The sequence below is a fragment of the Ectothiorhodospira lacustris genome (genome assembly GCF_022227845.1).
GTDB lineage: Bacteria > Pseudomonadota > Gammaproteobacteria > Ectothiorhodospirales > Ectothiorhodospiraceae > Ectothiorhodospira > Ectothiorhodospira lacustris.
This window is the reverse complement of sequence record NZ_JAJNQN010000003.1, coordinates 82,893-106,096: the sequence shown is the minus strand read 5'-3', so window position 1 is coordinate 106,096 and position 23,204 is coordinate 82,893. Positions and strand designations below refer to the sequence as shown.

Below are 23,204 nucleotides of genomic sequence, written 5' to 3'. Positions count from 1 at the left end.
CAAAAGGTATTGATAGATGTCCAAGGTAACGATTACTGACCTGACCCTGCGTGACGGCCACCAGAGCCTGATCGCCACCCGCATGCGCACGGAAGACATGCTCCCCATCTGCGACAAGCTGGATGCGGTGGGCTTCTGGTCCCTGGAGGTCTGGGGCGGCGCCACCTTTGATACCTGCCTGCGGTTTCTCAAGGAGGACCCCTGGGAACGCCTGCGCAAGCTGCGCGAGGCCCTGCCCAACACCCAACTGCAAATGCTGCTGCGGGGCCAGAACCTACTGGGCTATCGCCATTACGCCGATGACGTGGTGCGGGATTTCGTCGCCCGCTGCGCCGACAACGGTATGGACGTTTTCCGCATCTTCGACGCCATGAACGATACCCGCAATGTGCAGGTCTCCATCGAGGCGGTGAAAAAGGCGGGCAAGCATGCCCAGGGCGCCATCAGCTATACCACCAGCCCGGTGCACACCCTGGACCAGTTCGTGACCATGGCCCGGGAGATGGTGGAGATGGGCTGCGACAGCATCGCCATCAAGGACATGGCGGGCCTGCTTACCCCCCGGGCCGCCGGCGAGATCACCGCCGCCCTGGTGGATGCGGTGAAGGTGCCCGTACACCTGCACACCCACGCCACCGCCGGTCTGTCGGAGATGTGCCACCTCAAGGCCATCGAAAACGGCTGCAGCAACATCAACACCGCCATGTCCGCCTTTGCCGGCGGCACCAGCCATGCGCCCACCGAGAGCATGGTGGCGGCATTGCGGGATACCGAGTACGACACCGGCCTGGACCTGAACCTGCTGCAGGAGATCGGCTTCTATTTCCACGAGATTCGCAAGAAATACCACCAGTTCGAGAGTGAATATACCGGCGTGGACACCCGGGTGCAGACCACCCAAGTCCCCGGCGGCATGATCTCCAACCTCATCAGCCAGCTCAAGGCCCAGGGCGCCCTGGACAAGGTGAACGCGGTGATGGCCGAAATCCCGCGGGTACGCGAGGACCTGGGCTACCCGCCGCTGGTCACCCCCACCTCTCAGATCGTGGGCACCCAGGCGGTGATGAACGTCCTCACCGAGTCCCGCTACAAGACCATCACCAACGAAGTGAAGCTCTACCTGCAGGGCCGCTACGGCCGCACCCCCGGCCACGTCAACAGCGTGGTGCGGCAAAAGGCCATCGGTCACGCCGACGTTATCGAATGCAGGCCGGCGGACCTGCTGGACGACGAAATGGATGCCCTGCGCAACCAGATCGGTGAACTGGCCCAGTCCGAGGAAGACGTCCTCATCTATGCCATGTTCCCGGAAATCGGCCGGGAGTTCCTGCAACAGCGCCGGGATGGCAAGCTGGTCCCCGAGCCCCTGGAACCCCTGGGCGGCCAGGGTGATGAAAAGAACGCCCCGGTGGAATTCAAGGCCACTCTGCACGGCGAGACCTACCACATCAAGCTCACCGGCACCGGCCACAAGCGTGATCACATGCGTCCCTTCTACGTGACCGTGGACGGCATGCCGGAAGAGATCGTCATCGAGACCCTGGACGAGATCCTGGTGGACGGAGAAGGTGGCGCCCGGCGCGGGGGGGGGCAGGGCAGTGGACGCCCCCGGGCCACCAAGCCCGGCCACGTCACCACGTCCATGCCGGGCACCATCATCGACGTGCTGGTGAAGGAAGGTGATACGGTCAAGCCCGGTGACGGCGTGCTGATCCTGGAGGCCATGAAGATGGAAACCGAGGTTCAGGCTCCGGTGGGCGGCGTGGTCAAGGCCATTCACGTGGCCAAGGGCGATAGCGTCAACCCGGACGATGCCCTGGTGGAAATCGAGGAGGCCTGATGGACCGGGCACCCCGCACCTTGGTCCTGGGCTCCACCTCGCCGTTCCGGCGTGAACTGCTGGAGCGGCTGGGGTTGGCTTTTGCGACCTGCGCCCCCGACGTGGACGAGACCCCCCGGTCGAGAGAATCTCCCGAGGCCATGGTGGCCCGCCTGGCCCGGGCCAAGGCGGAAGCGGTCCGGGACCGCTTCCCCGACGCCCTCATCATCGGCTCGGATCAGTGCGCGGAACTGGATGGTCGCATCCTGGGCAAGCCCGGCGGCCATGACCGGGCCGTGGCCCAACTGAGCGCAGCCTCGGGACGCAGCGTGGCCTTTCATACCGGCCTGTGCCTGCTGGATGCCGGAAGCGGTGAACGACAGGAGGCAGTGGTGCCCTTCCGGGTGCATTTCCGCGCGCTGAGCCGGGGAGAGATCGAGGATTACGTGCGCCGGGAAAAGCCCTACGGCTGTGCCGGCAGCTTCAAGTCGGAAGGCCTGGGCATTGCCCTGTTCGAGCGCCTGGAAGGCGATGACCCCACGGCCCTGATCGGTCTGCCCCTGATCCGTTTATGCCGGATGCTGGCCCGGGCCGGGATCCCGGTCCTGGGCAACCCGGCAGCCGACTGCCCCTGAGGATGTTCCGGATGAGTCATTCCCGCAACTTTGGGTGTCATTCCCGCAACTTTGGGTGTCATTCCCGCGGCTTTGGGCATCATTCCTGCGGCTTTGGGCGTCATTCCCGCGAAAGCGGGAACCCAGTCACGGCGTGGAAACCCTGGACTCCCGCGCGGGAGTGATGACAGGCCCCCCAAGGGTGCCGGCAAGAGCCCTTCACCACTGGCTCGGTAGGCTTTATCTGAAATTTGCCTGAAAAGTGATATTCGCTGCTATTGAGGCGGCAATCAAACAACCATGAATTTTTCAAATTTAAACATAAAAACCAATGACTTAAAATATTCAATCAAAGACTTTTGATTGCCGGGTTGGTATTAGTGGGGCACGGAAAACGTCACCAGATCCACATCGCCTTCCGTCACGGGGCGCCCGAGACTGATGACCCCCTCCCCCACCAGCGGTAGCTCCTCACCATTGAGCAGACAGATCTCGTCCATGCCGTGGATGCGGACATAGGTGCCATTGGTGCTTTGATCCACCAACACGAACTTGCCCTTGCGGTAGATCACCCGCGCATGGTGACGGGAGGCAACGGGCACATTCACCACCAGGTCACAGTCGGCACTGCGGCCGACCACAAAGACCCGCGCCCCAGCCTTGAACTCATGCTTATCCCCATGCACCGAGAAGGCCATGACCGCGTCGAGGTTGTACAGCGCACGCACCGCCTCAGCACTGATGCGCTGAGTCGGAGAGCCTTCTTCATGCTCATCATCTGGAATGCCGGGAACAGACTTCATCTGCGAACCACCCTTGTTCTGCAAAATATTTTTATAAGGATTCTACATCGACTTTGCAAAAGGTTCTGTGATGGCCTGCTGAATTCATCCAGACTAGCTTTGACGTCTTCCTCTCCCAGAAGGAAGATGATTCCTACGGCGAGGTTGTCCTCGCTTCGGTGGGTTCCTGCCCCGAGACCGCCCAAGGAGATGGCTTGGTTATCGCCGCTAAGCTCCACGCGGGAGCTTTTACGGCGGCGAACCACCCATGCTCCCCAGGACTCACATTCTCGTATCTGACAGGCGTGACTTTCGGTCCGCCCGACCGTAGGTTCATAAGAACATGGCCAGTATAGTGGCGCTATGAAAATCTCCACAAGGGAGATTCCCGCGCCGCGCGCTATCCTTCCCCGCCCTGAACGGCGGGGCCTGTCGCGCAACTGGTCAAGAGCCACGCCGGGATGCACCTTCCCGGCCGTGGGTCGTGGAAGACCCGCACCATGTCGATAAAAGGCAAATCGTCGACGTTTTGAGAGTGTAAAGCATCTTTGGAGGCATCGCAGATGGGCAGACTCAGCAACGTGGGTATCATTGGCACGGGTAACGTGGGTGTCGCCGCCGCCTACTCCCTGTTCCAGCAACAGATCACCGGCCGCATCATCCTGGTGGACCGGGATCGGCGGCGGGCCGAAGGTGAGGCCATGGATCTGATGCACGGGCAATCCCTGGTGGGCCGGGTTTCGGTCCTGGCGGGAGACTTCCCGGATCTATCCGAGTGCGGCGTGATCGTCATCACAGCTGGGGTCAGCCAGAAACCGGGGGAGTCCCGCCTGGAACTGCTCAACCGCAATACCGCCGTGTTCAGGGAAATCGCCGCCCATCTGGATCAACACGCCCCCGACGCGGTCCTGGTCATTGCCACCAATCCAGTGGATATCCTGACCTACGTGATGCAGCACCTGAGTCGGCGCCCTCCGGAACGGGTCATCGGCACCGGCACCATGCTGGATACCTCCCGCTTCCGGGCGGCCCTGGGGGATTACTACGGGGTGAACCCCCGCTCCGTCCACGCCTATATCATGGGAGAACATGGTGATTCGGAAGTCCCGGTCTGGAGCACCGCGAGGGTAGGAGGACTGAGCATCCATCAGCAGACCATCAACGGTCGGGATTTCGATGCCCAAGCCATGCAGCGCCTGTTCCAGGGGGTGAAAAATGCCGCCTACGACATCATTGCACGCAAGGGCTACACCAACACCGCCATCGGCCTGGTGATCAGCCACCTGATCAGTGTGATCCTGGAGGATCAGAAAAGCGTCCTGCCGGTGAGCGTCAACCCGGCCGGGACCTATGGCCTGGCGGATGTCTGTCTGAGCATCCCCTGCATCGTTGGCCGGGAGGGGATCGAGGCCCAGGTTGCCCCATTGATCAATGAAGAAGAACTCAAGGGCATGCATGACTCCGCCGACGTGCTCAAGCACAGCCTGCAAGGCATGCAACTGGATTGATTCCATGCCCCTGATGATTGTGCCGGAGGGCGGATTTCATTAATCTGCCCCACGCTCGGGCCGCCCCGGCCCGTTTTTCCAGCCGCAACACAGTACCCGGGAGTACTCTAACATGCAAGCCGAGGCCGGCCTTCGCGCCCGAGTGGGCGCCTTCATCGAATCTGCGCCCATTCAGCGCCTGATCATCATCCTGATCCTGATCAATGCCGCGATACTCGGCCTGGCCACCTCACCTACACTGATGGAACTGGCAGGTCCCTGGCTCACAGGTGCCGACCGGGTCATCCTCGGGGTGTTCGTGGTGGAGATCCTGCTCAAGCTCTATGCCCAGGGCCTGGGCTTTTTCCGGCGCCCCTGGAACGTGTTCGATTTCCTGGTGGTGACCATTGCCCTGATCCCCACCACCGGCCCGCTGGCCGTGCTGCGTATTCTGCGTGTGCTGCGCCTGGTCTCCATGGTGCCCAAGCTGCGCTTCATCGTCGAGGCACTGCTCAAGGCCATTCCCGGCATCCTGTCCATCTTCGGGCTGCTGATCCTGTTGTTCTATGTGTTTGCGGTGATCGCCACGGGCCTGTTCGGTTATTCCTACCCGGATTGGTTCGGTCATCTGGGTCGCTCCATGTACACCCTGTTCCAGGTGATGACCCTGGAAAGTTGGTCCATGGGCATCTCCCGTCCGGTGATGGAAACCTACCCCTGGGCCTGGGTGTTCTTCGTGCCCTTCATCCTGATTGCCACGTTCACCATACTTAACCTGTTCATCGCCATCATCGTGAACACCATGCAGTCCATGCAGGAAGAACAGCAGAAATTCGAGCATGACGCCATTGAAGAGGTGGTCCATGCGGAAAACGTGCAGCTTCACGAAGATCTCAAGGCCCTGCGCCATGAGATCTCGGCCCTGCGGCAGGAAATCTCGCAGTTACGCGGCAAGGCATAAGCCAGGCCCTCAAGCATCCACGGCCCGCCCTTGGGGCGGGCCTTGTCCCGAAGGAGGTGATCAGTGAGCGAGGAACCCACGTCCGCGGACAACCCGCAACCCTATACCGGCCCCGAACGGCGCCGGGGAGAGCGGCGCAAACAGCCTGATCGCAGGGAAATGATCCGTTTCGAACTCGAAAAAGATCCGCGCAGGTCCGGCAGGGACCGGCGCAAGGACCGACGGGATCTCTGGGAAAGACGGGATTTCTAGCTCAGGCGGCACACCCTTTCTCGGGGCGGCCGCCCATGCTGTCAAGGCGCGTCCGGTCGCCGGTGTAGGGTCCCTTGTCGGCACAGGCCTGGGCCGTCTGCCGCAGCACTTCCCGCACCCAGACCGGCAACGCGGGGTTGATGCGGTAGAAGATCCACTGCCCCCGGCGCTGATCGGCCACCAGGCCGCTTTCCCGCAGCAGGGCCAGATGTCGGGACATCTTTGGCTGCGGCACACCGATGGCGTGGGTAAGCTCGCACACGCACAGAGAATTTTCCTCGGTAAGGAGGACCAGGCACCGCAGGCGGGTGGGGTCGGACAGGGCCTTGAACACGGATTCCGGCGAGATCGTCATGGAGGTGAATATAGGCCATGGGCCAACCCGGGAACAAGCCGGCCCCGTCGATCACCGTCCAGGAAAGGTCACTCCCGCCCGTCCCGGCCGTAGACCACCACGTAGGCCCCGTAGAGAAACAGCACGCCGCCCGCCACGATGACGGGCATGGACCCCAGCAGGAAACCCACATGGCCCAGAGCATATCCGATCACGAACCACCACATGTGCGACTCCTCAATTCCGTCACTCCCGCGAAAGCGGGAGTCCGGGTTGTCATCAGCATGTAGTTCACCCCCATGTAGCCGGTGAGGTGCATGCCGCGGTTGAAGGGATTGACCCTGACGCCGGTCCGCTCCAGTACCTGCAGGCCGTACGGCGCCAGCAGCGCCTCCAGTTCCGAGGGCTTTGGAAAGCGGCGCCACTGATGGGTGCCCCGGGGCAACCAGCGCAGGATGTATTCCGCCCCCAGGATGGCCACGATGAACGACACCGGGTTGCGGTTGATGGTCGCGATAAAGCTGTGTCCCCCCGGCCTGACCAGCCGGTTGCAGGCAGCCATGAAGCCCGGCAGATCCGCCACATGCTCCACCACTTCCATGTTCAGCACCACGTCGTACTGTTCTTTGCGGGCGGCCAGGGTCTCCACCGGCACCGCCTCGTAATGGATATCCAGTCCGGAACGCTCGGCATGCAGCCGGGCCACGGCAATGTTCCTTTCGGTCACGTCCACCCCCTCGACCCGGGCGCCCAGACGGGCCATGGACTCGCTGAGGATGCCGCCGCCGCAGCCGATGTCCAGCAGGCGCAGGCCCTCCAGGGGACGGGGCACCGACGGATCGCGGCCCAGGTGGGCGCAGAGCCGGTCGCAAATGTAGTCGGTGCGCAGCCGGTTGAGGGTATGCAGAGGCCAGAAGGGACCGCTCTCGTCCCACCAGCGATCCGCCAGTGCGGTATAACGGGCCACCTCCTCCGGGTCGATGGAAGACGGCTGGGGGGCTTCAGGCGGGGTCACGTTCGCTCCGATATCTGATCATCTGCTCAATGGACATTGTATCCCCATCCCGGTTCGGCTGTGTCACGGCGCGTTCAGTGCCCGCCGCCGTTCACGGGTCCCGGCGGCGCCAGCCGTCGCAGTACCTCGGCCACCACGGCAGAATCCTCCTCCCCATGCCCCAGTCCCACAGCGGCACTGATCCACTGGGCGGACAGGGCGGTGCCCGGCAGGGGCAGACCCAGATCCGCCGCCGCCTGCAGGACGATGGCCATGTCCTTGTTGTGCAGGCGGGCCTTGAAGCCCGGGGGATACTCCCGCCGGATCATGCGCTCCCCGTGCACCTCCAACACCCGGGAATAGGCCAAACCGCCCATGAGGGCCTCGCGCATGGCCGCCGGGTCCACCCCGGCCGCCTCCGCCAGACTGATGGCTTCGGACACGGCCACCATGGTCTGGGCGACGATGAGCTGATTACAGGCCTTGGTGAACTGACCGGCACCATGACCACCCACATGGGTGATGGTCCGCCCCACCACTTCCAGCAGCGGTCGTACCCGCTCCAGGATGGCGGCCTCGCCACCCACCATGATGGTCAGGGTGCCGTCGACGGCCCCGCGCTCACCGCCGGACACCGGCGCATCCAGCAGATGAATCCCCTGTGCGGCCAGGGTGCCGGCGAGCCGGCGTGTGACCGTGGGCGAGATGGTACTGTGGTCCACCACGATCAGGCCCGGAAGGGCACCGGCGGCCACGCCCTCAGGCCCCAGCAGGACCTGTTCCACGTCCGGTGTATCGGATACGTTGGTGAAGACCACATCCACCTGCCGGGCAAGATCCGCAGGACTGTCGGCCAGATGGGCACCCTGCCCCACCAGGGCGGTCACGGTCTCCGGGCGACGGGCCCAGACGGTGACGTCATGCCCCGCCGCCAGCCAGTGCCCCGCCATGGGGCGCCCCATGATGCCCAGACCGATACAGCCGATTTTCAGCGTCATTGAAAAACTCCCTCAGCGTTATTGAAAAAACCGGGAGAAGCACCGAACACATCCTTGTGCCGTCGCTCCCGTCACTCCCTTTACCGTCACTCCCTTTACCGTCACTCCCGCGAAAGCGGGAGTCAAAGCGTGTCGGCCTGTGCCCGTGACTGGATTCCCCTTACGCGGGAATGACGGATTCAGAACATCTCTGGATATTCTCTCTCCCTGGATATTTCCCCCAGGGTTTGCTGTCTGACGACATCCCCCCTTCACCGGGGCGGGACCGACAAAAATGTCCGCCGATAGGTTAGCCTGTCCAACGCCCCAAGACCCGTAAGGATTGCCTTGCCCCACATGGACCCGCTCAATCCCCCCTCTATCCCCGCCCCCGTTGCCCAAGCCAGAGGGCTGGTCAAGCGCTATGACGGCCGCACGGTGGTCGATCATATCGACCTCACGGTCCAGCCAGGCGAATGCTTCGGCCTACTGGGCCCCAACGGCGCCGGCAAGACCACCACCCTGCGCATGCTGCTGGGATTGACGCCGCCCGATGGGGGCACGCTGTCCGTGCTTGGTGAACCCATCCCCGAACGGGCGCGGGAGGCCCGCCGGCGACTGGGGATCGTGCCCCAGTTCGACACCCTGGATCCGGACTTCACCGTGCGGGAAAATCTCCACACCTACGCCGACTATTTCGGTCTCAAAGGACAGGTCCGCCGTGAGCGGGTAGAGGAACTGCTCCGATTCGCCAGCCTGGAGTCGCGCCGGGAGGCCCCCATCACTGCCCTCTCCGGCGGCATGAAGCGGCGCCTGACCCTGGCCCGCGCCCTCATCAACCGCCCCGAGCTGGTGGTATTGGACGAGCCTACCACGGGCCTGGATCCCCAGGCCCGGCACCATATCTGGCAATGCTTGCGCGGACTGCTCAGGGGCGGCACCACCCTGATCCTCACGACCCATTACATGGAGGAAGCAGAGCGGCTGTGTGATCGCCTGGCCATCATCGACCAGGGCCGCGTGGTGGCCCAGGGATCGCCCCAGGCCCTGATCCGTGCCCATATCGAACCCCATGTGCTGGAACTCAATGGACCGGCGGCAATGGCCTGGCTGGAGGCACAGGCCGAGGATCTGTCGGCGCGGCTCTGGCGCATGGGGGACCTGGCCCTGATCTATACCCTGCAGGCCGCGCCCCTGACCGCCGCGCTGGAACAGGCCAGCATCCGGTACCTGCACCGCCCCGCCAACCTGGAAGACGTCTTCATGAAGCTCACCGGCCATGAACTGAGGGACTGACATGCCTGCTTATCCGCTGCCCAGGCTCAGCCTGCGATTCATCCCGGTTTGGCGCCGCAACCTGCGGGTCTGGCGCAAGATCATGGTGCCCTCCATCCTGGGCAATTTCGGCGAGCCGGTACTCTACCTGCTGGCCTTCGGCTACGGCTTCGGTCGTCTGGTGGGGGATCTGGGCGAACTGCCCTATATGGTCTTTCTGGCCTCGGGCATCGTCTGCTCCAGCGCCATGTACACCGCCAGCTTCGAGGGCATGTACTCCGCCTATACCCGGATGTCGGAACAAAAGACCTGGGACGGTATGCTGGGCGCCCCCCTCAATCTGGACGACATCGTGCTGGGCGAGATCGTCTGGGCCGCCACCAAGGCCCTCTTCAGTGGCGGCGCCATCCTGCTGGTGGCCGCCGTGTTGGGTCTGGTGAGTGATCTGCGCGCCTTGCTGGCCCTGCCGGTCATCCTGCTGGCGGGCTTTTGCTTCGGTGCCTGCGCCATGATCGTCACCGCCGTGTCCCGCAGCTACGACTTCTTCCTCTACTATTTCACCCTGGCGGTCACCCCCATGCTGCTGCTCTCCGGGGTTTTCTTTCCCCTGGAACAGCTCCCCGGCGCCGTGGTGGCCCTGGCCTGGATTCTGCCCCTGGTCCATGTGGTGGAGATCGTGCGCCCCCTGCTGACCGGGGCCTGGCCGAACCAGGTAGTGCTGCACCTGTCGGTGATGCTGGTCTATGGCCTGGTGGGGCTGGCCGTGGCCACGAGACTGCTGCGCAAGCGACTGATGTGCTGATCACGACTTGCAAGGGACCGGGGCTTGGCCTACTGTGCAAAGATATACTCCCGCCAACCGACCGAAGGCGCCTGAACCCGTGACCCGTCAGCCCGGGATCCCAGGGCCAGTGAACGAGAAGCTGTGTCATGGAAAAGCTCACCCCCCGCCAGACGGAAATCCTCAATTTCATCCGGGACTGCCTGCAGTCCAACGGCATGCCGCCCACCCGGGAAGAGATCATGCGGGCCTTCGGCTTTCGTTCCCCCAACGCCGCCGAGTGCCACCTGCGCACCCTGGCGCGCAAGGGCGCCATCGAGATCCTGGCCGGCACCTCCCGAGGCATCCGGCTCCGGGAAGGACCGGGGTTGCCCCTGGTAGGACGGGTGGCCGCCGGAGAACCCATTCTGGCCGAGGCGCATATCGAGGATCATTACCAGCTGGACCCGCGCCTGTTTCGTCCCCGCCCGGATTATCTGTTGCGGGTCCAGGGTGACAGCATGCGCCTGGCGGGCATCCTGGACGGGGACCTGCTGGCGGTCCATCGCACCAGCGAGGTCCGCAACGGCCAGATCGTAGTGGCCCGCCTGGAAGACGAGGTGACGGTGAAACGCTTTGAACGGGAAGGTCACCGGGTCCGGCTGAAGCCGGAAAATCCCGACTACCGGCCCATTGACGTGGACCTGCGCAGCCAGTTCCTGGACATCGAGGGCATCGGCGTGGGGGTCATCCGCAGCGGCTCATGGTGAGGTCGCCGGGGCCTGCAGCCACCGGCGCACCAGCGACACCACCGCCTCCGGGCATTCCTCCTGGGGCACATGACCGCAGTCGGGCACCCTGACCCAGGTCGCTGCGGGCAGGGCCAGGGCGGCGCGGCGGGAGTCCTCCGGGGCCACCACCCGGTCCTGCTCGCCGATGATCACCAGGACCGGCTGACGGATGTCGGCCAGATGGGCGCTGACATCCACCGGGCTGGACATGGCGCGCACGAACAGTTCCCCCCAGGCCAGATCCCAGTGCCGCACCCGGGTGTGCAAGGTGGTCAGTGCCCGGCGCTCGTCGGTGATGCGGTCCGGGTCATGGTAGGACAGGTCCAGCAGCGCGCCGCTGCCCCCCATCCGGCGAGCCAACAACAGATTAAGACGCCGCAGCTGAGGTAGCTCCGCCACCGCGGCGGGAAAGCTGGGCCGGTTCACATAGACCCAGGGATTGACCAGCACCAGCCCGCTTACCCGTTCGGGCCGGCTCAGGGCCGCCTCCATGGCCAGGGTGGCGCCGGAGGAATTACCTACCAGCACCGCTTGTTCCACCCCCTTGGCATCCAGAAAGGCAAACAAGTGCTCCAACGCCGCGGCCTTGGTGAAGGGATTGCCGGCGGACCACTCCCCCCGCACCGGCTTGGCGCTCAGTCCATAGGGCACCTGGTCATAGGCCAGCACCCTGCCCACCTCGCCCAGATCATCCATCACCTGGTTCCAGGTGAAGGCGTTGAAGGTGAAGCCATGAAGCAGTACCAAGACGGGTCCCTCGACGCCCTCTTGTTCCCGAGCCAGATAGTGGATCTGCAGACCGTCCGTGCCGTCATGGGGGATGGTCAGGAAACGACTCTCCGGCAGGGCCGCCTCCGCTGCCGAAGACAGCCCGGGGAGCGGCCCGGGCGAAACCAGAAAAGGTCCCAACAGGCCCGCCACAAGCACCAGGGACAGCAACCCGCCCAACAGGATCAGCAACCATCGAAACATATCGGCTTCCATTTCATAAGGGGTGTTCTGGATACGTCATTCCCGCGAAGGCGGGAATCCAGTCACGGACTGAAAATCCCGGACTCCCGCCTTCGCGGGAGTGACGGCAGGGGACTGGGAGAGAGAGGCATCTAAACATTACCGGCCCCAAGCGGGCAACTGACGCGACCCGGTCGATCAATGACATAATCATGGCCTCTGCCTGTCCTAGGGGACGACACCGTGCCGAATTGCCTTGCGCTCAGGTTGGCGTCCAGGGGACCTGGCCTTATAGTGTGCCGGCAATGAATACCCATATTTCCGACAGGGCGAGCCCAGCCCCCCATGACCGCTTCACCGACCGTCTCGTCGCCGAGGCGGTGCGCCTGCATGAGGATAGTGCCGGCCGCGTGATCGATGAGACGCCGGCCTGGCAGGCAGGGCGTGACGCCGCGGGAGATCTGGAACATCGTGTGCTGGTACGCGCGGGGGCCACGCGCCTGGGGATCCAGGTGCATGAATCCCTCAGCGGCGCCCGCGCCCTGGCGGGGTGGATACTGGCGCTGATCCTGCTGCTCACGGGCCTGAGCGGCATGGCGGCGGCGGGGGCGGCCCTGGCGGCGCCGCTGGTGGCGGGCAGTTCCCAGATCAACATCCTCTGGACCCTGGGCAGCCTGCTGGGCGTGCAGCTTCTCATGCTGCTGCTGTGGGCGTTGATCATGCTGGTCCGCCCCCGCGGCGGCGGCGGCCTGCTGGGTCAGGGGGTGCTGGGCCTGGGCGGGGGACTGGCACGGCGCATTGTCCGGGGTCAGGCACCGGTGCTGGCCATCCGCGCCCTGCTCCAGCTCATGAGCCGCAATGGCCTGGGACGCTGGTCTGCAGGCACCCTCACCCACCTCATCTGGTCGGCCTTCACCGCCGGAGCCTTGTTCATGTGCCTGTGGGCCCTGAGCGTACGCCAGTATGATTTTGTCTGGGGCACCACCCTGCTGGCCGAAGATCATTTCGTCGGCCTGATCACCGCCCTGGGCCTGTTGCCGGGCTGGCTGGGGCTGCCCATGCCCGATGAGGCACTGATCCGCGCCAGCCGGCTGGGCGTCACCGAAGACGCCCTGGGGCGGGTGCAGTGGTCAAGCTGGCTGCTGGGTAGCCTGTTGTTCTATGGCCTGCTGCCCAGACTGGGCCTGGGCCTGTGGTGCGCCCTCATGGCACGCCGAGCCCGCCGAAGCCTGCGGCTGGACCTGGCCAGCCCGGGCTATGCCCGCCTCGCGCACCGACTGCTGCCCAACTCCCAGCGCCTGGGGGTCGTGGACCCGCCGCCGCTGACCCTGATCCACCCCCCCGAGCCCCTCCGCCATCGAGAGCGACATGGGGGGGGCGCCCTGGCCTTGCTGGGCTTTGAACTGGAGAAAGCCGACAGCCACTGGATCCAGCATCACAGACGACCGGACTGGATCCCCCTGGGTCAGGTGGACGACCGGCATACGCGGCGGGATGTCCTGGCCGCGGCGCAGAGCCTGCAGCCGGACCCCGCCGTGGTGGTGGCCGTCTGTTCCCTGGCCCGCACCCCGGATCGCAGCACCGAGGGCTTCCTGACCGAACTGCGCTCCCGGACCCGTGCCCCTGTCTGGGTGCTGCTGGACGAGCAGAACATGGCACAGGCCCGCGGCATCGACCTTCGAGCCCGACGCACGGCCTGGGAGCAGCTGGTGGACAAGGCCGGTGTGGATCGGCTATTGCCGGAGCGACCGGCGGATGGTGATCGGCCAGCCCAGGACATCCTGCTGGCGGCCTTTGCTTCAGCGGAGGATGCAACCCCATGACTTCGATCCTGCAGGTGGCCGTGGTTGGCCACACCAATACCGGCAAGACCTCGCTGCTGCGTACCCTGTCGCGGGATACGGAATTCGGCGAAGTCTGTGATGCCCCCGCCACCACTCGGCATGTGGAGGGCACCCAGCTGCTGGTGGAAGGGGAACCTCTCATGGCCCTGTACGATACCCCGGGCCTGGAAGATGCCCCCGGCATTCTGGACTGGCTCGACGAGGCCGGCGGTGGACGCCATGTAGGGGCGGATGACCTGGAACGCTTTCTGGAATCCCCGGATGCGGCCGGTCGGTTCGATCAGGAGACCAAGGTACTGCGCCAGTTGCGGGCCTCTCAGGTAGGTTTATACGTGATCGATGCCCGGGAGCCGGTGCTGGGCAAGTACCGGGACGAACTGGCCGTGCTGGGACTGTGCGCCCGTCCCTTGCTACCGGTGCTGAATTTCGTCGCCGGTCCCCATAACCGGGCCCAGGAATGGCGGGAGGCCCTGGGGCGGCTGGGCCTGCACGCGGTCATCACCTTCGATTCCGTGGTCTACGACCTGCAGGGCGAACTGCGTCTGTACGAAAAGCTGCGCAGTCTGTTGGACGCCTGGCGTGCCCCTCTGGAAAGGCTGATGCAGGCACGGGAGCGTGAAGCCCGCTGGCTCCGGCAGGCGGCGGCGGAAACCGTGGCCGACATGCTCATCGATGTGGCCGCCTGTATGATGGTGGTGGAAGGTGGCGGACGGGAAGACACCCAAAGGGCCATGGATACCCTGCAAAACCGGGTACGGGAGCGGGAACAGACCTGCGTGGACGCCCTGCTGAACCTGTTCCGGTTTCGCCCCAGCGACTACCTGGGCGAACGCCTGCCCTTGGAGGACGGTCAGTGGGGGCTGGACCTGTTCACCGCCGAGGCGCTGCGCCACTACGGATTGCGCACCGGCGAGGGGGCCGCCGTCGGCGGCGCCATGGGGATGGCGGTGGATGTCATGGCCCTGGGCACCACCCTGGGCGCCGGGACGGCGGTGGGGGCGGCAACCGGTGCCCTGCTGGGCAACACGCTGGATCTGGGGCGGCGGCTCGTGCAGCGGCTGCAGGGACACCGGGAATTACGGGTCAACAACAACACCCTTCGGCTCCTGGCCCTGCGTCAGCACCAGCTGGTGCAGGCCCTGATCCACCGGGGGCACGGAGCCGACAAGGCACTGCAACTGGGCGCACCGGCGGACGAGACCTGGCGCAAGGGCTCACTGCCCAAACCGGTGCAAAAGGCGCGGCTGCATCCGGAGTGGTCAAGATTGAATCCCAACACGGGCGGCACCGAATCCCGTGCCCGTGCTCAGGCCCTGGACACCCTGACCCGCGTCCTGGCCGGAGATGCCGCCCCCCCCTGATTCAGGGCAGCCTCACCCCTCTCCGGAGGGGGGGCGAGGGGGTGGGGCACGATCGGGTCCAGTCAAATGCGATAACCACCGACCCGACCCTGGAGATCAGCGGCGAGACGGGCCAGTTCATCGCTGGCCGAGGCAATCTGGGCGGCACCCCGGGAGGTCTGATCCACAGAGTGACTGATATTGGAGACATTGCGATTGATCTCCTCCGCCACCGCAGACTGCTCCTCCGCCGCGCTGGCGATCTGGGCGTTCATGTCGTTGATGCCGGCAATGGCCTGATTGATCGTCGCCAGTGACTGGCCTGCCTTGGCGGCCTGAGTCACACTCTCCCTGGCCTTGCCGCGGCCTTGCTCCATCACCTTGACCGCCCCGCTGGTACCGCTCTGCAGCCGTTCGATCATGGCCTGAATCTCCTTGGTGGATGACTGGGTCCGGCTGGCCAGGGTACGTACCTCATCGGCCACCACGGCAAATCCCCGTCCCTGTTCGCCGGCCCGGGCCGCCTCGATGGCCGCATTCAGCGCCAGCAGATTGGTCTGCTCGGCGATGCCGCGGATCACGTCCAGTACCTTGCCGATCTCCTCGCTGTCGGTGGACAGGCGTCCGATCACTTCGGCGGCATTTTCCACCTCACCCGCCAGGGCCTCGATGGCGGTGATGGTCTGCTTCACCACCTGACCGCCCGCATGGGTCTCGTGTTGGGTTTTCTGGGCCGCGTGGGCCGCCTCGGTGGCATTCCTGGCCACCTCCTGCACGGTCGCGGTCATCTCGTTCATGGCGGTGGCCACCTGATCCGTCTCCGAATGCTGGTGATGCACCTGCTGCCGGGTCTCTTCGGAGGTGGTGGAAAGCTGCTCCGAAGCGGAGGCCAGCTGGGACGTGGCCACGGAGACCTGGCGCACCAGCTCGTGAATGCGTTCGGCAAAGGCGTTGAACGCCGAAGCCAGATCGGCCAGTTCGTTCTTTCCGGTCACCTTGAGTCGACGAGTCAAATCCCCCTCCCCGTCGGCAATGTCCCTGAGGGTGGTCCCCACTTCCTTGATCGGATTGACGATGGAACGGGCAAACAGCACCGCGCCGACCATGCCCAAGGCCAGAATCACCAGCAGGGTCAACACCATCCGGCCCAACAGACTGGACATGCCGGCGGCCACGATGCCGTCGGCCTGAGCCCGGGGAATGCCCAGCCCCATGATCCCGATCACCTCATTGCGCTGGTTGAAAATGGGTTCGTAGGCGGTCAGATAGGGGTTGCCGAGAATGACGGATTCCCCCACGTAACGCTGCCCCCTGGCCACCGTCTGGTGGGCCGGAGTATCCCGTCCCAACGGCGTACCGATAGCCCGACGCCCATCGGCGCCGATCAAACTGGTGGACACCCGGACGAATTCATTGCGGTCGGCGGCAAAAAAGGTGAACACCAGCCCCAGATCACGGCCGATGGCATCAGCCATGTCGTTGCGCCCTTCCAGCGGCACCCCCTGAGCATCCACCAGCCGGCCATCCTGCAACCTCAGCTCGCCGTAATACTGCTGGACATAAACCCGGGCAGCCTTGAGATCGCCATCCGCCTTGACCAGCAGGCTGTGCTCCACCAGGCTGCGGGCGGTATCGCCCGCAGCCTGGTAAGACACCACGGACAGCAGCCCACCCACCATGGTCAGACCTACGACGGCCAGAAGGATCAGTCGAACACGGATGGTGATGTTGTTTAACATGGGCTGTCCTCGGGTATCACAAAAGGCAACGCTGCCAACGCCTGGGGGGGGTGGACAGGCAGGAGCGCATCAAGGATGGAAAGGCACCTGCCTGCACACAGGACATTTATCGGCCGTCCGGGGTGGTTTCTTGAATCCCATGACCACCGAACCCGCTCACATCAAGAAGCTGCATCATGGCCGATGCCTTGTCCAGCGTCTCCTGATACTCGTGCGACGCCCGTGAACCGGCGGTGATACCTCCGCCTGCCCAGAACCGCAACATGCCGTGGCTGTGGATCAGGGTACGGATGGCGATATTGGTATTCATGGCACCATCAAAACCCACATAGCCGATGGCACCACAGTAAACCCCCCGGCGATGCGGCTCCAGTGCCTCAATGATTTCCATCGCCCGCAGCTTGGGAGCCCCGGTAATGGACCCTCCAGGAAAACAACCCCGCAGCAGATCAATGCCGTCCCGTCCCGGCGCCAGTCGCCCGGTCACGGTACTGACCAAATGGTGTACGGTAGCATAACTCTCTACCGCAAACAGTGCCGGCACCGCCACACTGCCGGTGGCGCAGGTCTTGCCCAGATCATTGCGCAATAGATCGACGATCATCACGTTCTCGGCCCGATCCTTGTCGCTGGCCGCCAGAGCCCGCCGCAGTTGCGCGTCCTCGGCGGGCGTCGCCCCCCGGGGACGGGTGCCCTTGATCGGGCGGGTACTCACACACCCATCTCGAAGCTGCAGGAAGCGCTCCGGCGAGTTGCTCAGGATGGCCACTTGCGGAAACCGGAGAAAGGCCCCGTAGGGGGCGGGACTGAGTTCACGCAACCGACGAAACGCCGCCCACGGATCGCCCCCGGCAGGCGCTTCGAAACGCTGAGCCAGGTTGACCTGGTAACAGTCACCCTCGCGAATGAAATCCTGCACCTGAATGAACCGCCGCCGGTACTCAGCGGGCGAGAGGTTGGCACGCAATGGTCCCTGCAGGACAAAACCACCCCGGGCAGACGGCGGCGCAGGGCGGCGGAAACGCCTCACCAGTGCCTCCCAACGCTTGGCGGTGCGCGGATCCCTGCCCTGCCCCACCAGCACACAGGTACGCCGTGCGTGGTCCACCACCACCGCCCAGTCATAGACACCAAGCATCATCTGCGGCAGGGATTCACGATCTCGCGCCAGACAGGGCAAGTGCTCCAGGCGCCGCGCCAGATCATAGCCGAAATAGCCGATGGCCCCGCCGACAAACGGCAGTCCGGCCGCCGAAGGGCCGGGCGCCCCCAGGCAGGCGCGCAGGACCTCGAAGGGGTCCGCCGGCGTTTCTTCCAGTAGCCCACCCTCCCGGTTCAGCACCCGGGTACACTCACCCTCCGTCACCAGGGTCATGAAGGGATCGGCCGCGAGGATGTCAAAGCGGCCCAGGGGGCGGCCATGACGGGCGCTGTCCAGAAAGACCGCCCAAGGCTCTTCCAGAAGACACTCAAACAGATGGGAGGAATCCTCGGGATACGGCAGGGGTGCCAGGGACACGGCGCACATCAGATGATGAATCCATGGGAAGATAAGGAAAAGACCGGCATTCTACCGAAGGATATTACGGATGAGTCATTTCCGGGCAGACGGGAGCCCAAGAGGAGGTTGCCGAAACCTCTGGGCTCCCGCTTTCGCGGGAGTGATCCGGGAGCAGCTCCGGACAGAGTGAGCGGCCCGCTGGGCTCCCGCTTTCGCGGGAGTGACGGGAGTGGGGGCGGAAATGACGGCAACAAGACGGAAGTGACACCCATCAGAACGTCATTCCCGCGAAAGCGGGAATCCAGCCACAGGCTCAAGACCCCTGGCTCCCACCTTGACGCATCATCACGGCGGGAGGCCTGTTCAGTGTTTCACGAACCCGATGATCGGATTGTGGTCCCTTGAATGCATTGCCCCCGTTTCAGGACAATTAGCCGCTGATGAAAAAGAAACACCTGCTTACCGCTGCCGCCACCGCCGCCCTCGTGCTACTCATCCTGCTCCTATTCCGACTGGGCGACGATGACGCCGCCCAGCCCGCCGCCGCTCAGCGCGGCCAGACGGCGGTGCCCGTGGCCGTGGCCCCGATCGCCAGCGGCGACATCACCGAACAGGTGATCTTCACCGGCTCCCTGGTGGCCGCCCACCGGGTAGAGATCGCCACCCGGATTGCCGGACGTCTGGAACACCTGCACGTGGACATCGGCGACGCCGTCGAACCCGATGCCCTGCTGGCGGAACTGGATGATGACGAGGTCCGGCAGAGCCTGGAGCAGGCCCGGGCCGAGCTGGCCGTGGCCCGCGCCGGCCTGGGGGAATCTCAGGCCGCCCTGGCCGCCGCCCGGCGGGTCCTTGTCCGCACCCAGGAATTGCGCACCCAGCGCATCGCCTCCCAGTCCGAACTGGAAGCGGCGCAGACCGAACTGGACGCCCAGCAGGCCCGGGTGGCGCTCGCCCGCTCCCAGATCGACCAGCGCCAGGCGGCGGTGCGCAATGCGGAAATCCGGCTGGCCTATACCCGCATCCACGCCGATGCCAAGGCGGAACCCACCCGGTGGCTGGTGGCGGATCGTTTCGTGGACCGGGGCAGCATCCTGCAGGCCAATACGCCCATCCTGGCCCTGGTTGACCTCACCCCCCTGCGCGCCCGGGTGTTCGTCACGGAACGGGACTATGCCCGCCTGTCACCGGGCCAGCCGGTCACCCTGACCACCATCGCCTACCCGGGAGAGACCTTCCCGGGCTGGGTGGAGCGGCTATCCCCGGAATTCAGGGAGGCCTCCCGCCAGGCACGGGTGGAGATCCATGTGCCCAACCAGGATCAGCGCCTGCGGCCCGGCATGTTCGTGGAGGCCCGCATCATCACCCGCACCCTGTCCGATGCCACCCTGGTACCGGTGGATGCCCTGGTGGAGCGCCAGGGTCGGCCGGGCCTGTTCCTGGTGGAAACCACGGACACCGGACCCACGGCACGATTTGTCCCGGTGGAAACCGGTATCGAGGAACGGGACCGGGTCCAGATCATCACCCCGACCCTGGAGGGGCGGGTGGTCACTTTAGGCCATCACCTGATCAGCGACGGCACCCGCCTGCGTCCGGTTGACCGGGATGAACTGGATGATGTGGAGACCGGGAGCAACCATTGATGAATCCGGCCCGCTTCACCGTCACGCGCCCCATCTTCACGGCCATGGTCACCGCCATCGTGGTCACCCTGGGGCTGATGTCCCTGTTTCGTCTGCCCATCGACCTGATGCCGGAGATCAGTTTTCCCACCGTCTCGATCATGACCGACTACAGCAATGCCGGTCCCGACGAGATCGAACAGCTCATCACCCGGCCCGTGGAAGAGGCCGTCTCGGCGGTACCCGGGGTGGAGGAAGTCACCTCCACCTCATCGGAAGGCTCCAGTAACGTGCGGGTCTCCTTCGGCTGGGGCACGAACCTGGACGCCGCCACCAACGAAGTCCGCGACCGTCTCGACCGCATCATCAACGCCCTGCCCGAAGAGGCCGGGCGCCCTCTGGTCAGACGTTTCGACAGTACCGCCTTCCCGATCATGATGATCGGCGTGGGGGGCAACCTGGACCCCATCGACCTGCGCCGACTCATCGACGACCGCATCCGTCCCCGCCTGGAGCGTGTGCCGGGCGTGGCAGCGGTAGATGTCTGGGGGGGGCTGGAGCGTGAAATCCGGATAGAAGTGGACCCGGACCGTCTCCAGGCCCTGAGCCTGGGCCTGGACGAGATCCGCCAGGCCCTGCGGGATGCCAACGTCATCTACCCCGCCGGCGAGATCGTGCGGGGCCGCATGGACCTGCGTCTGCGCACCCCCGGCGAGTTCGAAAACCTGGACCAGATCCGCGCCACCGTGGTGACGATGCGGGACGGTGCCCCCATCCATCTGCATCAGGTGGCCGAGGTGCGCGATACCCATCAACGCCTCACCCGCATCATTCGCATCGATGACGCCCCCGGCGTGCGCCTGGCCATCCAGAAACAGTCGGATGCCAATACGGTCCAGGTCTCCCGGGCGGTGCAAGAAGAGATCCTGCGCCTGGACCGGGACTTCCCCCAGCTCAACATCGCCACTGCCATCGACACCGCCGGACACATCGAACGCTCGATCGCGAACGTGGGCCGCTCCATCCTCTACGGCGGCAGCCTGGCGGTGCTGGTGCTACTGTTCTTCCTGCGCCACCTGCGCTTCACCCTGGTGGCCGCCACCGCCATTCCGGTGTCGGTGATCGCCACCTTCGGGCTGATCTACTTCGGCGGCTTCACCCTCAACCTGATGACCCTGGGCGGTCTGGCCCTGGGGGTGGGCCTGATGGTGGATAACGCCATCGTGGTGATCGAGAACATCGCCCGCCGCAGCAAGGAAGACGGCATGAGCGCGGTGGAAGCCGCCACCCGGGGCACCGGCGATGTGGCCGCCGCCATCACCGCCAGCACCCTCACCACCCTGGCCATCTTCCTGCCCATGTTCTTTGCCCAGGAGCTGGCCGGCATCCTGTTCAAGCAACTGGCCCTGGTGGTGGCCTTCAGCCTATTCTGCTCCCTGCTAGTAGCCCTGACCCTGGTCCCCATGCTGATGGGGCGGGAGGCGACGGTGAAGACCCGCGCCACCCCCGGCGGCATCCGGCGGCTGGGGACGGCGGCCGGCGGCCTGGTGGGCGCGCTGGAGCGGGGCTATCTGGCCTTACTGGAACGGGCACTGAACCATCGCTGGGTGGTCATCGCGGTGACCCTTGGACTCTTCATCGGCGCCATGGCCCTGATCCCCCGCCTGGGCACCGAATTCATGCCCGCCACGGATGAAGGCCAGCTGCGGATCAGCATCGAGATGGAGCCGGGCACCCGCATCGAGGTCCTGGATGACGCCGTCCGGCAGATCGAAACCATCGTCGCCGCCGAGGTACCGGAGGTGAGCAGCATGATCGCCAGTGTGGGGGCCTCGGGCTTCCGGGCCACCTCCCCCTCCACCGCCAATCTGAACATCGCCCTGATGCCGTTGGCGGAACGCAGCCGTTCTACTGAACAGATTGCTGCCGCCCTGCGCCGGGAGGTCACGGAGATCCCCGGCATCACGGTCCGTATCCGCGCCAGCCAGGGCATGATGATGCGAGGCATGGGGGGCGGGCAGGACGGGGAACAGCTGAGCATCGAAGTCCGCGGCTTCGACCTGGAGACCATCGACCTGGTCGCCCGGGACCTGGCCACCCGCATCAGGGCTATCGAGGGCATCACCGACGTGCGTCTGGGACGGGAGGACGGGCGACAGCAACAGCTGGTGCGCATCGACCGGGCCCGGGCCGCCGACCTGGGCATCAGCGTGGCCCAGGTGGCCCGGACCCTGGAAACGGCCCTGAGCGGCGGCATGGCCGGCCAGTTTCGGGACGGCGGCACCGAGACCCGCATCTGGGTCCAGCTGCAGGGTGCCGAGCACCTGAGCCTGGACGACATCCTCAACATCACCCTGCCGGGACGGGACGGGGAACCGGTCAGCCTGCGCAACCTGGTCTCCCTCGAGGCCTCCGTCGCCCCCCTGCAGATCGAGCGCAAGGAGCAACAACGGGTCAACACCGTCAACGCCAACATCTCCGGCCGGGACCTGGGCGCCATCGTCGCCGACGTGCGTGCCGAACTGGCGGCGATGCCCCTGTCCCGCAACGTAGAGATCCTGTTTGCCGGCGATGTGGAGGAACAGCAGCGGGCCTTCACCGAACTGGGGCTGGCCCTGCTGATGGCCATCGCCCTGGTCTACATGGTGATGGCCAGCCTGTATGAGTCCCTGCGCGACCCCTTCATCGTCATGTTCGCCGTCCCCCTGGCGCTGATCGGGGTAGTGGCCATGCTGCTGGTCACCGGCACCACGCTGAACGTGCAGTCCCTGATCGGCATCATCATGCTGGCCGGGATTTCCGTAAACAACGCCATCCTGCTGGTGGACCAGAGTGCCCGCCTGCACCGCCGTGATGGGCTGAAGGTCCGCGAGGCGGTCCGCGAGGCCTCGCGGCGACGTCTGCGCCCCATCCTCATGACCTCTCTGACCACCATCCTGGCCCTGATCCCCCTGGCGGTGGGTTTCGGCGAAGGCGCCGAGGCCCAGGCTCCCATGGCCCGGGCGGTAATCGGCGGCCTGATCAGTTCCACCCTGATCACCTTGCTGCTGATCCCGGCCCTGTACACCCTATTCCACCGGGACAGGCCCTCCCGGCAGACCGTTGACGGACCCCTGACCCATGCCCCAGCCTGATCGCCCGCATCGACGAGACCTGAA

General features: G+C 65.0%; 20 protein-coding genes. 12 read left to right on the top strand and 8 right to left on the bottom strand.

Features of this window, described 5'->3' with window-relative positions; translation table 11 throughout:
• The first annotated feature begins 16 nt into the window (after positions 1–16).
• A complete protein-coding gene (gene oadA, locus LQ956_RS03735; protein WP_238629513.1) occupies positions 17–1,840 on the top strand; it encodes a sodium-extruding oxaloacetate decarboxylase subunit alpha in 1,824 nt (607 codons plus the stop codon).
• On the top strand, positions 1,840–2,454 hold the full coding sequence (locus LQ956_RS03730; protein WP_238621946.1) for a Maf family protein: 615 nt from the start codon (positions 1,840–1,842) through the stop codon (positions 2,452–2,454). Before oadA ends, LQ956_RS03730 begins: the two co-directional genes overlap by 1 nt.
• Before the next feature lie 356 nt (positions 2,455–2,810).
• On the opposite strand, the gene LQ956_RS03725 is transcribed toward LQ956_RS03730, so the two are convergent.
• Positions 2,811–3,236 carry an FHA domain-containing protein gene (locus LQ956_RS03725; RefSeq protein ID WP_238621947.1) on the bottom strand — a complete coding sequence of 142 codons (426 nt, stop codon included), beginning with the start codon at positions 3,234–3,236 and terminating at the stop codon, positions 2,811–2,813.
• Between the two features lie 542 nt (positions 3,237–3,778).
• Here LQ956_RS03725 and LQ956_RS03720 point away from each other — a divergent pair.
• The 3 genes from LQ956_RS03720 (at position 3,779) to LQ956_RS03710 (ending at position 5,915) form a co-directional block, all read left to right on the top strand.
• Positions 3,779–4,723 carry an L-lactate dehydrogenase gene (locus LQ956_RS03720; protein ID WP_238629512.1) on the top strand — a complete coding sequence of 315 codons (945 nt, stop codon included), beginning with the start codon at positions 3,779–3,781 and terminating at the stop codon, positions 4,721–4,723.
• A 112-nt stretch (positions 4,724–4,835) separates the two neighbouring features.
• The gene (locus LQ956_RS03715; RefSeq protein ID WP_238622178.1) at positions 4,836–5,663 is read left to right on the top strand and encodes an ion transporter; all 828 of its coding nucleotides are present in this window, start codon (positions 4,836–4,838) and stop codon (positions 5,661–5,663) included.
• Positions 5,664–5,726: 63 nt separating this feature from the next.
• Positions 5,727–5,915 carry a hypothetical protein gene (locus LQ956_RS03710; protein ID WP_238629511.1) on the top strand — a complete coding sequence of 63 codons (189 nt, stop codon included), beginning with the start codon at positions 5,727–5,729 and terminating at the stop codon, positions 5,913–5,915.
• A 1-nt stretch (position 5,916) separates the two neighbouring features.
• Here the strand turns inward: LQ956_RS03710 and LQ956_RS03705 are convergent, their stop codons facing one another.
• From LQ956_RS03705 to LQ956_RS03690, 4 genes are all read right to left on the bottom strand, one after another.
• Entirely contained in the window at positions 5,917–6,270 is a 354-nt protein-coding gene (locus tag LQ956_RS03705; RefSeq protein ID WP_238622176.1) for a metalloregulator ArsR/SmtB family transcription factor, read from the bottom strand.
• Positions 6,271–6,338: 68 nt separating this feature from the next.
• On the bottom strand, positions 6,339–6,476 hold the full coding sequence (locus tag LQ956_RS03700) for a hypothetical protein (protein ID WP_008932661.1): 138 nt from the start codon (positions 6,474–6,476) through the stop codon (positions 6,339–6,341).
• The gene (ubiG, locus tag LQ956_RS03695; protein WP_238629510.1) at positions 6,461–7,264 is read right to left on the bottom strand and encodes a bifunctional 2-polyprenyl-6-hydroxyphenol methylase/3-demethylubiquinol 3-O-methyltransferase UbiG; all 804 of its coding nucleotides are present in this window, start codon (positions 7,262–7,264) and stop codon (positions 6,461–6,463) included. Before ubiG ends, LQ956_RS03700 begins: the two co-directional genes overlap by 16 nt.
• A 74-nt stretch (positions 7,265–7,338) precedes the next feature.
• Positions 7,339–8,241 carry an NAD(P)-dependent oxidoreductase gene (locus LQ956_RS03690; RefSeq protein WP_238629509.1) on the bottom strand — a complete coding sequence of 301 codons (903 nt, stop codon included), beginning with the start codon at positions 8,239–8,241 and terminating at the stop codon, positions 7,339–7,341.
• Between the two features lie 336 nt (positions 8,242–8,577).
• Between LQ956_RS03690 and LQ956_RS03685 the strand changes: the two genes are divergently transcribed.
• The 3 genes from LQ956_RS03685 to lexA all read left to right on the top strand — a co-directional run bounded on the left by LQ956_RS03685 (position 8,578) and on the right by lexA (position 11,025).
• Complete coding sequence (locus LQ956_RS03685; RefSeq protein ID WP_238629508.1) at positions 8,578–9,516, top strand: ATP-binding cassette domain-containing protein; 939 nt, start codon at positions 8,578–8,580, stop codon at positions 9,514–9,516.
• 1 nt (position 9,517) lies between these two features.
• On the top strand, positions 9,518–10,297 hold the full coding sequence (locus LQ956_RS03680) for an ABC transporter permease (protein ID WP_238622172.1): 780 nt from the start codon (positions 9,518–9,520) through the stop codon (positions 10,295–10,297).
• Between the two features lie 128 nt (positions 10,298–10,425).
• Complete coding sequence (gene lexA / locus LQ956_RS03675) at positions 10,426–11,025, top strand: transcriptional repressor LexA (protein WP_238622171.1); 600 nt, start codon at positions 10,426–10,428, stop codon at positions 11,023–11,025.
• On the opposite strand, the gene LQ956_RS03670 is transcribed toward lexA, so the two are convergent.
• Positions 11,017–12,018: an alpha/beta fold hydrolase gene (locus LQ956_RS03670; protein WP_238629507.1), complete on the bottom strand. Its 1,002-nt coding sequence runs from the start codon at positions 12,016–12,018 to the stop codon at positions 11,017–11,019. The genes lexA and LQ956_RS03670 overlap by 9 nt on opposite strands.
• 284 nt (positions 12,019–12,302) lie before the next feature.
• Here LQ956_RS03670 and LQ956_RS03665 point away from each other — a divergent pair, with 284 nt between their 5' ends.
• Entirely contained in the window at positions 12,303–13,820 is a 1,518-nt protein-coding gene (locus LQ956_RS03665) for a DUF2868 domain-containing protein (protein ID WP_238622169.1), read from the top strand.
• Positions 13,817–15,202, top strand: a complete 1,386-nt coding sequence (locus tag LQ956_RS03660) for a GTPase/DUF3482 domain-containing protein (protein WP_238622168.1) — start codon at positions 13,817–13,819, stop codon at positions 15,200–15,202. The genes LQ956_RS03665 and LQ956_RS03660 overlap by 4 nt, the downstream gene beginning before the upstream one ends.
• A 62-nt stretch (positions 15,203–15,264) precedes the next feature.
• Here LQ956_RS03660 and LQ956_RS03655 read toward each other — a convergent pair whose 3' ends face one another.
• Both LQ956_RS03655 and pabB read right to left on the bottom strand, forming a co-directional pair.
• The gene (locus tag LQ956_RS03655) at positions 15,265–16,920 is read right to left on the bottom strand and encodes a methyl-accepting chemotaxis protein (protein WP_238629506.1); all 1,656 of its coding nucleotides are present in this window, start codon (positions 16,918–16,920) and stop codon (positions 15,265–15,267) included.
• Positions 16,921–17,026: 106 nt separating this feature from the next.
• Positions 17,027–18,448, bottom strand: coding sequence for an aminodeoxychorismate synthase component I (pabB, locus tag LQ956_RS03650; RefSeq protein ID WP_238629505.1), 1,422 nt, complete (start codon positions 18,446–18,448; stop codon positions 17,027–17,029).
• Positions 18,449–18,861: 413 nt separating this feature from the next.
• Here pabB and LQ956_RS03645 point away from each other — a divergent pair, with 413 nt between their 5' ends.
• Both LQ956_RS03645 and LQ956_RS03640 read left to right on the top strand, forming a co-directional pair.
• Entirely contained in the window at positions 18,862–20,067 is a 1,206-nt protein-coding gene (locus LQ956_RS03645; RefSeq protein ID WP_238629504.1) for an efflux RND transporter periplasmic adaptor subunit, read from the top strand.
• A complete protein-coding gene (locus tag LQ956_RS03640; RefSeq protein WP_238629503.1) occupies positions 20,067–23,180 on the top strand; it encodes an efflux RND transporter permease subunit in 3,114 nt (1,037 codons plus the stop codon). Before LQ956_RS03645 ends, LQ956_RS03640 begins: the two co-directional genes overlap by 1 nt.
• The last annotated feature ends 24 nt before the right edge of the window (positions 23,181–23,204 follow it).

Coding starts and splice junctions, on each gene's coding strand:
- LQ956_RS03640 (WP_238629503.1), top strand. CDS start 20,067: ATGAATCCGGCCCGCTTCACCGTCACGCGCCCCATCTTCACGGCCATG.
- LQ956_RS03665 (WP_238622169.1), top strand. CDS start 12,303: ATGAATACCCATATTTCCGACAGGGCGAGCCCAGCCCCCCATGACCGC.
- LQ956_RS03725 (WP_238621947.1), bottom strand. CDS start 3,236: ATGAAGTCTGTTCCCGGCATTCCAGATGATGAGCATGAAGAAGGCTCT.
- LQ956_RS03720 (WP_238629512.1), top strand. CDS start 3,779: ATGGGCAGACTCAGCAACGTGGGTATCATTGGCACGGGTAACGTGGGT.
- lexA (WP_238622171.1), top strand. CDS start 10,426: ATGGAAAAGCTCACCCCCCGCCAGACGGAAATCCTCAATTTCATCCGG.
- LQ956_RS03670 (WP_238629507.1), bottom strand. CDS start 12,018: ATGTTTCGATGGTTGCTGATCCTGTTGGGCGGGTTGCTGTCCCTGGTG.
- LQ956_RS03685 (WP_238629508.1), top strand. CDS start 8,578: ATGGACCCGCTCAATCCCCCCTCTATCCCCGCCCCCGTTGCCCAAGCC.
- LQ956_RS03680 (WP_238622172.1), top strand. CDS start 9,518: ATGCCTGCTTATCCGCTGCCCAGGCTCAGCCTGCGATTCATCCCGGTT.
- LQ956_RS03715 (WP_238622178.1), top strand. CDS start 4,836: ATGCAAGCCGAGGCCGGCCTTCGCGCCCGAGTGGGCGCCTTCATCGAA.
- LQ956_RS03730 (WP_238621946.1), top strand. CDS start 1,840: ATGGACCGGGCACCCCGCACCTTGGTCCTGGGCTCCACCTCGCCGTTC.
- pabB (WP_238629505.1), bottom strand. CDS start 18,448: ATGTGCGCCGTGTCCCTGGCACCCCTGCCGTATCCCGAGGATTCCTCC.
- LQ956_RS03705 (WP_238622176.1), bottom strand. CDS start 6,270: ATGACGATCTCGCCGGAATCCGTGTTCAAGGCCCTGTCCGACCCCACC.
- LQ956_RS03700 (WP_008932661.1), bottom strand. CDS start 6,476: ATGTGGTGGTTCGTGATCGGATATGCTCTGGGCCATGTGGGTTTCCTG.
- LQ956_RS03655 (WP_238629506.1), bottom strand. CDS start 16,920: ATGTTAAACAACATCACCATCCGTGTTCGACTGATCCTTCTGGCCGTC.
- oadA (WP_238629513.1), top strand. CDS start 17: ATGTCCAAGGTAACGATTACTGACCTGACCCTGCGTGACGGCCACCAG.
- LQ956_RS03690 (WP_238629509.1), bottom strand. CDS start 8,241: ATGACGCTGAAAATCGGCTGTATCGGTCTGGGCATCATGGGGCGCCCC.
- LQ956_RS03645 (WP_238629504.1), top strand. CDS start 18,862: ATGAAAAAGAAACACCTGCTTACCGCTGCCGCCACCGCCGCCCTCGTG.
- LQ956_RS03660 (WP_238622168.1), top strand. CDS start 13,817: ATGACTTCGATCCTGCAGGTGGCCGTGGTTGGCCACACCAATACCGGC.